An 8,172-nucleotide genomic window follows, 5' to 3' on the forward strand; every position below is an offset into this window, starting at 1 on the left:
GCGGGGGTTTGCCTCACTGCCAGTCGCCGTCGGGCAGGTCGTAAGGCGGGTTGGGTACGTGCTCGGGGTCGTCGCTGTCGTCGGCGACGACGTGCGTCTCCTCGGCGGCGGCCTCAGTCAACTCGGCCCCGACCTCGTACAGCAGGCGTGCAGCCTCCGGACCGATCTCTCGCTCGTCGCGCCAGACGCGGAGCACGTCCAGTCCCCGCTGTACGGCGGATGCGGCCTGCTCCAGCTCGGCGCGGAGGCGGTGGACTTCGGCGAGCAGCGCGGACACGTCCTCGCGGGCGTGGGCGGTGAACTCGGCGTCGGCTTCGGTCGCCCAGTCGGCGTTCCACAGGACGCTGGAGTACGTGACGCCCTTCGGCGAGGTGCGGTTAACGAAGACAAGCGGGACGTTTCCGTCGACGCCGTCCTTGGTGGCGAACCACGGCCCCTTGTTGGCGGCGTTGGCGCGGGCCTGGATGGCGTCGAGGTCGAGGGGCGGCGTGCTGGTCATGGTGTGCTCCTTGTGGCGGTGGTGGGGTGTGCGGCGGTCAGGCTCGGTGGTGGGTGCACGGGGGCGGTGTCTGCCCGGACGGGGCGGTACCGCACGGCCAGGCGCCCGGGTCAGGCGGCGTTGAGGCGGGGCTTCGACGGTGAGGGGTTGATGAGCCGTCCGTTGCGCGGGTCGTCGAGGGCGTCGTCGTCGAGAGCCATCGGCATCGGCCACTTCCCGGCCTTGGCCTTCGACTTGGCGCGGCGCACGGCCAGAGGTGAGACCCCGTGCTGCAGCGGGTCCTGGTTCCACAACTGCTCGTAGACCCGCTGGACGCTGATGGCCATGCCCAAGGTCACGTACTGGCCGCCCAGAGTGAGGCGCCGCATCACCTGCGACAGCGACGTCCAGGTGCTGTCGTTGTCCATCCGCTGCGCGATGACGGCCTGCGGCCAGCCGACGGCCATCAGCGCCTGAAGACGGAGCAGGGTGCCGCGGCCGTTGATGCGGGCGCAGTTCACGGTCCCCTCGGCGACCGCGGGCATCGGTACAGCCAGGATCCTCGCTTCCGTCGCCCGGGTGGTGATGCCTCCGGGGCGCGCGGCGTTGTAGAAGGGGTCGTAGCCGATGCCGGCGGTGGCGCGGATCGCGGCGTCTGACATTCCGGCGGTACGCAGCCTGGCGATGTGCTGGGCGGTGCGGTCGGTGCTGGGTCGGCAGGGGCGGCCGACGGTGCGCAGGTATTCACGTTCCTTCTGGGCGCGGCGTCGGGCGCTCAGGCACTCTTCGCGCTTGCAGCCGTAGTCGGCGCAGGCCGGGTGTCCGTGCGGGATCTTCGAGTTCTTCGGGCGGGGCTTCATCGCCTGGTCCTTTCAGAAGAGTCGGTCTGGTTCGGGTGCTGTGTGGGGGTCGGCGGGTGCCGGTGTCCGTGTGCAGTGGTGGTCGGCGACAACGAGGTGGGTGCAGCGGCCGGCACGGATGTGTTCGGGGCTGCGGTTGAGGAGTCGGGGCGGTAGTGCGGGATGGATGCGGAGGCAGTAGGTCCAGCGGCCTTGGAGGCGGGCGGCGAGTTCCTCGAGGGGCGTGAGGGGTTTGGGGTCGGCGCGGGTGTCGAGGGCGGCAACGTGGCCGACGAGGGCGCGCAGGATGGGCTGCCGGCAGCGGGGGCAGAGCTGGGTGCGCACCTTGTTGGTGAGGGGCGCGGATAGGTCGAGCCACCCCGGCGGCTTCTTAGTCACGGGTCATCACCCGCTGTAGTGCAGAGTTCCAGCATGTGGACAGTGCCCGATCGGTCACTGCCTTGATTCGACCCTTGACCTGCGGGGATGCCTTGGGCAGTGACCGCAGTGACCGTTGTTTGCCTATGAGCCGAAATGCGCGTGCGCATGCGCGCGTATGACTGTGGAACAGGGAATTATCGGTCACTGCGGTCACTGATTCGCGACCATTGCAGGTCAGACTGCATACCACGCAGTGACCGATGGGGTTTTTCATCGGGCACTGGACGGTCACTGCGGTCACTGTCACCGCTCCCCTTCGTCGTCGACGTCGTTGGCGATGAGGGCGACGCCGACATACAGGCGGCGGCCGTTGCTGCGCTTCTGGTCGATGCCGAACCGAGTTCTCAACTCCCGGCCGAGCACCTGCGGCTTGAGGGGGATCTCGCCTTCGGCACGGCACCACTCCTCGTAGGCGTTGCGCAGCTTTGAGGTGACGGTGGTGACGTGGGGGCTGCCGCTGACGTGGCAGCAGTCCTCCATGAACCGTGCGAGCGCGTCCTCTTCCTCGGCGTAGGACTCGGTGAACGCCATGACGGCGGACGGTTCGCGGAGCTTGGCGGCGAAGGCGTCGACGGCGCCGCGGATCATCCAGGCGAGGATCGCCGGGCCTTCCTCGTTGGCGAGGATCCGGGCGAGCCCGTCGATCTTCTTCTCTTCGGGGACGGTGCGAGTGAACGGCACCAGGCGCAGGCGTCGCCAGAACGAGTCGCCGCCGGCCTTGACCGCGGGCAGGTGGTTGCCCATCAGCCACAGGTGGTGGGTCGGCTCGAAGGTGAAGTGGTCCTGGCGCATGAACCGTGCGGTGAGGGCGTCGCCGCCGGTGAGCAGCTTCATCTTCGCTTCGTCGAAGCGGGCGTCCTGGTTGACCTCGGAGACGACGACGAGGCGCAGCCCGGCGAGGCGGGCGACTTCGGTCTCGTGCTGCTGCTGGCCGACCATGAGGAAGGTGTTGGGTGCGGTGGCCGCGTAGTCGCCGAGCAGGATGCGTAGCACGTCAAGGAAGACGGTCTTGCCGTTGCCGCCGGGGCCGTGAAGGAAGGGCAGGACGTGGAAGCGGGTGTCGCCGCTGGCGGAGTAGCCGGCGAGGCGCTGCACGAAGGAGGCGAGTTCGGTGTCCTCGCCGAAGGTGTCGGCGAGGAAGGTCCGCCAGCGTGGGGCGTCGGCTTCGAAGTCGGGCGCGACGGTGGTGGACCGTGTGTGCAGGGCGTCAGGGTCGGAGGGGTGCATCTCGCCGGTGACGAGGTCGACGATGCCGCCGGGGGTGTTCAGGTGGGTGGCGGTGGCGTCGAGCTGTGCGGCGGGGGCGACGACTCGCTGGTCGGAGCGGGCGAGCTGGACGGCGGCGTTGAGGGAGGCGCGGCTGAGGCTGGTGGCCTTGTGCTTGTGGGCGCGCTTCTGCTCGGCCTCGTCATCGAAGACGTAGGGGTCGAGGGTGCGGATCATGTCGCGGGCGCGTTCGATGGCGAGGCCGCCTTCGTCCCAGGTCCAGCGGTGGTCTTCCCAGGTGAGCCACATGCCGCGCTGGGGCACGTAGCGCATCTGCTCGCCGTAGATGTCGACGAAGAGGAGGGCGTTGCCGTCGTCGGTGTAGGACTCGGGCCAGGTGCCGCTGGATGCGGTGGGGCGCGGCTGTGTGTCGATCTGGAGGGCGTTGGTGCCGTCGACGGGCGGCATGCCGGTCATGGGCTGGGTGAAGCCGTTGACGACGCGCAGCTGCGGCCGGCCGGTGGGTGCGGTGGGGGCGCTGCCGTAGCCGCGGCGGCGCAGTTCCTTGGCGGCAGTGCTGTGGTCGCCGCCGTGCTCGAGGAGGGCGTAGGCACCGAACTTGGTGTACGGGCGTTCGGCTTCGAACTCAGTGGAGGTGGTGAAGACGAACAGGCGGTCTCGGTCGCTGCTGTGGCCGGTGGTGGCGGACGGTCCCGGGTCGGTCTTTCCGGGCCGCTTCCAGTAGCGGGTGTCACCGTGCTGGCCGATGAGCTGCCAGCCGCGCGGGGTGAGGATGTCGGCCCAGTCGGTGCGCTGCTCGTAGTCGTCGCCCGGCTTCACCCCGCCGACGTCCGGTGTGCCGACGGCTTCGGTGCGGGTCTGCGCCGGGACGTCGGGGATGGCGGGCATCTGGTCGAGCATGCGGGCGATGGTGAACAGGGCGTCACGCTCGCTCGCGGTGATCTCGGCGACGTTCTTCGGGTGGCCGGCGAGCAGCTGCCACGGCTGGCCACTGGGGTGCACAGGACCGTGCGAGGGGGCAGTGACGACGAATCCGCCTTCACCGCGGGTCTCGATGAGCACCTTGACCTTCTCGCCGGGCTTGGCCGCGAGTTCCTCGGTGGTGGCGGGGCGGCGGGCCAGCTTGGTGTTGCCGAGGACGGGGCCGCCGGCGACGCGGTAGATGAGGTGGTAGCCGCCGGTCGGGGTCTGCTCGCAGTAGCCGTCCTTGATGCGCTGCCACACGTCGCCGAGACCGGAGGCTTCGGCGATCTCGTCGAACTCTTCGTGCTGTCCTTCGGTGACGGCGCGGCCTTCGAATTCGAGCATCTCCAGGTTGCCGGAGACGGAGCCGAGGATGATGCCGAGGCCGGGGTGGCCGCCTTCGAACCAGGAGCGGATCACCTGCTCGGTGGGGCGCTGGGTCTGGTACTGCTTCCATGCCCCGTCCGGCCGCTTGGTGCCGTCGATGGCAGCCCGGACGACGCTGGCGCCGGCCTGGTGCCAGGCGAGGGCCACCTCGAGGGTGCTGAAGTCGGGGCTCACTGTGTCTCCTTGGCGGACTTGAAGCGGAAAGCTGGCTTCGTGCCCGCCCCGGGCGTTGCACTCCGGGGCGCCGGCTGGTTCCGGGCGGGCGGTCGAGCGGGGTGGATCAGAACGGGGGTTGGCCGCCGGCCTGCGGCGCCGCGGCGGGGGCCGTGGCCTGGCCGCCCTGCACCTGGGCGAGGAGGGCCTGGACGGCGGGGTCGCTGAGGTCGACGCCGCCTGCGATCTCTCCGGTGGTGGTGTTGACCGGGGGCTGTGCGGCCGGTGTCGGAGCGGGCGCTGCGGCGGCCGGCGTCTGCGTGGGGGCGGCAGCCTGGGTGAAGGTCGGCTTGTGGGCGTTGACCCATGCCTCGGCCTTGGCGTCGTCGGTTCCCTCGTTGAAGGGCAGCAGCGCCCAGGCCTGGAAGCCGGACTTGGTGGAGACCTGTCCGATGCGGCCGAGGACGAAGGTGGCGCCGGTGGCGAGGCGGGAGACGATGCCCTTGTGGGTGACGTTGACCCGCTCGCGCAGTTCGTTGTCGCCTTCGAGGTCGACGACGTCGACGACGGCCTGGTCGATCTCCTCGTTGCGCAGTTGGTCGTAGCGCTTGCCGATCTCGTGGACGACGGTGAACAGGACGAGGTGCCCGTTCATCTCGGCCGGCTTGAGGAAGCCGCCGCCGGCGGTGGGCTGGTTGAACATCGACACGATGTGTCTCCTTGGTGTGCGTTGTCCCGTTGGCTGGGTTGCCGTGCGGGCTGGTGCGTCCTGGGCCGCGGTGCGGTTCAGGAGGTCTTGGGGATCCCGGGGCAGCCCTGACTGAGGTCGGTGCTGCCGGGCTTGTGCCAGGGGCAGAACACGCAGCGGGCTTTGGGGTCGGTGGGGAACATCGCCCAGCGCTCGGGGTTCTTCTCGGGGTCGAGCTTGAGGACGAGTTCGCGTATGGCGTCGAGGCGGGCGATGGCCTGCTCGGCGACGTCACGGCGGTAGTCGTCGACCCACACGTAGGGCTCGAGGACGTGGTGCCTGGGGAGGAAGACGATGGCGACGCGCTGCGGCTTCTCGCCTGCGTTCTCCATGCCGAGCCCGTACAGGTTGGCTTGGATGCGGTACTGGTCGCCGGGGCCCTGGCTGCGGTACTTGCGCAGCGAGGTGACGCCGGTGATCTTCCAGTCGTAGACGGTGCCGGTTGCGCGGTCGTACAGGTCGGCGGAGCCGGCGATGGTGGAGTCGTAGGTGTAGCCCTGGCGGACGGTGACCCGCTTCTCGACGAGGTAGCGCTCCCCCTTGGGGTCGCGCTTCTCGAACAGCTCCGCCATCCAGGCGTGGACTGCGGTGCCCTGGATGCTTGCCCAGGGGTCCCGGTCGGCGCCGGGGACTTCGGGCCAGTCGCTCGCCTTGTAGGCGAGGGCGCGGGAGCAGGGGTTGCCGACCTCGCTGGGGCCGATTCGGCGCTGGCGGGAGCGGGGTGCGTTGTTGGCGGTGTCGATGACGAGCTGGCGGATCATCTGGGCGATGTGGGCGCCGGCTCCGGTCTCGTGTTCGGTGACGGTGCCGGCGGGCTGGGTGAAGGTCACGCCGCCTCCTTGGCTGGTGTGGTGTGGGGGCAGTGGCCGACGCGGACTTCGGCGCACAGCTGGCGGACGCCGTCTTCGCCGCGGGCGCGTTGGTGGTGGCCGCAGGTGCACAGCCAGTCGGCGGTGGGGATCTGGCCGCGGTCGAGGCCGCTGATGTGGAGGCCGGGGCGGATACCGGTGATGACGACGGGCTGCTCGCTCATGCGGCCACCACCACCGTGGCCAGGTGGTCGGCGAGCTGCTGGCCGATCCAGCGGGTGTACGCGGGCGGCACGCCCTGGTTCAGGCCGTCCTTCGTCATCCACCCGGACGGCACGCCCATCGCGTCCTCAGCCGCGGCCTTCGAGCAGTTACCGCCACCGGTGACTTGGACGAACGAGGTCCACTGATCGAGCTGCCCGTAGTGCGCTTTCCGCTTGTCGCGGGTGTAGTGCAGCGGGTGCCGCTTCGGGCACGGCCGCGGCGCGTACAGCGCGAGGTTCGACTCGAAGATGCGGTGCCGGCTGACGCGGAGCCCGTCGAACATCGTTCCGCACAGGGTGATCGGGTTCTTCAGGGGCGCTCCCTCGACGTTCTCGATCACGAACGGCAGGCCGGTCGCCTCGGCGATCGCGCGGGCCTCGGGGATGAAGTCCTCGTACTCCAGGCCTGTGCGGTGCGCGAGGTCGGAGTGGGCCCAGCACGGCGGCGACCACGCGGAGGCGTCGAAGTTCTCTCGTATCCAGGCGGGGTCGAGGTCGCGGAGGTCGGCCTGGATGAACGGGAACGGGTAGCGGGACTGCGGCTCCCGGTCCACACCGATGACGTCGAACCCGGCGAGGTAGTAGCCGTAGGAGGCCATGCCCTGCTTGCAGCAGACGTCGAGCAAGGTCCAGCCGTTCGGGACCCGCGGGGGCAGGGTGAAGGTCACGCCGCTTCACCGCTCTCCGTGTCCAGCGGAGACATTTCCATGTGCTCGCGGAGCAGGTAGCCGAACTGCAGGCCGGACATCGTGACGAACCAGTCGCCAGGGTTGCCCTTACCGCGGCGCTTGTGCCAGACGGCTCCGAGGGACGCACCATCGTTCGCACGCTCCCGCTCGGCTTCGTCGAGCCAGGCGGCCAGTTCCTGACGGGAGCAGTTCTTGACCTCGATAACGATGCCCGGCAGGCCGGCGATGTCACCGCGATCATGGGTGCCATTCAGGGTCCGGCGCTCGGCCTGGGTGAACCCGATGGCACGGAGGAAGTTGACGACGGCCGTCTCGGCTGCCGTGCCCTTTTTCTTGGAGGCGCTCATCGGCCGGTCTCCTTGGTGAGCTTGGCGAGTTCGGCGTCGAAGTCGACGGCACGGATCTCGGCTTCGGTGATGGGGGTGCGGTGGCCGCGCCTCTTGGTGGCGGTGACGGCGCAGATCCAGACGGCGAGGGCCCCGTAGCTGAGGGCGCTGAAGGCGCCGAACCCGGCGAGTGCGGTCTGCAGGGTGGGGTTCATGCGGCACCGATCCAGGTGACGAGGCGGGAGGAGCGGGACGTGGTGCGTTTGGACTTGGTGGCGGCGACTTCGCGGATGACGCCGCGGCGGGCCGCGTAGGCGAATCGGGGGCCCCACTGGTGGTGGTTGGCCGGTTCCCGGACGAGGCCTGCGTCGACGAGGTCGTGGGCCTGGAAGGGGATGCGCCGCCGGGCCATCTCGGCTATGCCGTCGTCGCACTCCGACTTCCATTCGTTGTCGGTGGCGTCGTCTGCTTCGCCCATGCCCTGCGCCTTGAGGCGGTCCCCTGCGGTGCTCACGCGGCCACCTGCCCGCCGGCGATGGCCTGGAGGTAGGCGATGCCGTTCTCGTCGTACTTGGCGAGGAGGATCGCGTCGCCGTAGTCGGGGAAGGTGCTGCAGAGCTTCGCCCGGTTGGCCATGTCGGCCCGGTCGATGAGGCTGATCAGGGACTCGGTCCAGTCCCCCGCCGGGTAGCCGCCGCGGCCGAAGTGCGAGAGGACGTGGCAGGCGACCTCGGTGGGAATCCTGGGGCGCTTGGTGTTCATGTGAGGCTCCTGAGGGTGTGCTGAGCCCGCCAGCAGGCCGCGCAGCGTCTCGACGATCGGGGTGAAGGGCTGGTACTCCGCGAACTG

11 protein-coding genes and 1 pseudogene are annotated in these 8,172 nt (G+C 69.6%); all 12 read right to left on the reverse strand.

Annotated features, from left to right (window positions below; genetic code table 11):
- Positions 1-13: 13 nt before the first annotated feature.
- Entirely contained in the window at positions 14-499 is a 486-nt protein-coding gene (locus AB0E91_RS31470; protein WP_359534857.1) for a hypothetical protein, read from the reverse strand.
- 110 nt (positions 500-609) lie between these two features.
- Entirely contained in the window at positions 610-1,338 is a 729-nt protein-coding gene (locus tag AB0E91_RS31475; protein WP_359534858.1) for a hypothetical protein, read from the reverse strand.
- Positions 1,339-1,350: 12 nt separating this feature from the next.
- Entirely contained in the window at positions 1,351-1,716 is a 366-nt protein-coding gene (locus AB0E91_RS31480; protein ID WP_359534859.1) for a hypothetical protein, read from the reverse strand.
- 285 nt (positions 1,717-2,001) lie between these two features.
- Positions 2,002-4,509, reverse strand: a complete 2,508-nt coding sequence (locus AB0E91_RS31485; protein ID WP_359534860.1) for a phage/plasmid primase, P4 family — start codon at positions 4,507-4,509, stop codon at positions 2,002-2,004.
- A 106-nt stretch (positions 4,510-4,615) separates the two neighbouring features.
- The gene (locus tag AB0E91_RS31490) at positions 4,616-5,197 is read right to left on the reverse strand and encodes a hypothetical protein (RefSeq protein WP_359534861.1); all 582 of its coding nucleotides are present in this window, start codon (positions 5,195-5,197) and stop codon (positions 4,616-4,618) included.
- A 77-nt stretch (positions 5,198-5,274) separates the two neighbouring features.
- A complete protein-coding gene (locus AB0E91_RS31495; RefSeq protein ID WP_359534862.1) occupies positions 5,275-6,066 on the reverse strand; it encodes a hypothetical protein in 792 nt (263 codons plus the stop codon).
- Entirely contained in the window at positions 6,063-6,269 is a 207-nt protein-coding gene (locus AB0E91_RS31500) for a hypothetical protein (protein ID WP_359534863.1), read from the reverse strand. Before AB0E91_RS31500 ends, AB0E91_RS31495 begins: the two co-directional genes overlap by 4 nt.
- Positions 6,266-6,976, reverse strand: a complete 711-nt coding sequence (locus AB0E91_RS31505) for an SAM-dependent methyltransferase (protein ID WP_359534864.1) — start codon at positions 6,974-6,976, stop codon at positions 6,266-6,268. Before AB0E91_RS31505 ends, AB0E91_RS31500 begins: the two co-directional genes overlap by 4 nt.
- Positions 6,973-7,344: a hypothetical protein gene (locus AB0E91_RS31510; protein ID WP_359534865.1), complete on the reverse strand. Its 372-nt coding sequence runs from the start codon at positions 7,342-7,344 to the stop codon at positions 6,973-6,975. The genes AB0E91_RS31505 and AB0E91_RS31510 overlap by 4 nt, the downstream gene beginning before the upstream one ends.
- Entirely contained in the window at positions 7,341-7,538 is a 198-nt protein-coding gene (locus AB0E91_RS31515) for a hypothetical protein (protein WP_359534866.1), read from the reverse strand. The genes AB0E91_RS31510 and AB0E91_RS31515 overlap by 4 nt, the downstream gene beginning before the upstream one ends.
- A complete protein-coding gene (locus AB0E91_RS31520) occupies positions 7,535-7,837 on the reverse strand; it encodes a hypothetical protein (protein WP_359534867.1) in 303 nt (100 codons plus the stop codon). The genes AB0E91_RS31515 and AB0E91_RS31520 overlap by 4 nt, the downstream gene beginning before the upstream one ends.
- Positions 7,834-8,172: pseudogene (locus tag AB0E91_RS31525) on the reverse strand (hypothetical protein); the annotation flags it as partial. The pseudogene AB0E91_RS31525 and the gene AB0E91_RS31520, both read right to left, overlap by 4 nt.

Origin of the sequence: Streptomyces sp. NPDC026659, from assembly GCF_040638245.1 — a bacterium.
In the GTDB taxonomy this organism is placed as follows: domain Bacteria; phylum Actinomycetota; class Actinomycetes; order Streptomycetales; family Streptomycetaceae; genus Streptomyces.

Bases quoted from the DNA above. Each gene is read 5' to 3' on its own strand.
- AB0E91_RS31470 (WP_359534857.1), bottom strand. From the start codon at position 499: ATGACCAGCACGCCGCCCCTCGACCTCGACGCCATCCAGGCCCGCGCC.
- AB0E91_RS31475 (WP_359534858.1), bottom strand. From the start codon at position 1,338: ATGAAGCCCCGCCCGAAGAACTCGAAGATCCCGCACGGACACCCGGCC.
- AB0E91_RS31500 (WP_359534863.1), bottom strand. From the start codon at position 6,269: ATGAGCGAGCAGCCCGTCGTCATCACCGGTATCCGCCCCGGCCTCCAC.
- AB0E91_RS31510 (WP_359534865.1), bottom strand. From the start codon at position 7,344: ATGAGCGCCTCCAAGAAAAAGGGCACGGCAGCCGAGACGGCCGTCGTC.
- AB0E91_RS31515 (WP_359534866.1), bottom strand. From the start codon at position 7,538: ATGAACCCCACCCTGCAGACCGCACTCGCCGGGTTCGGCGCCTTCAGC.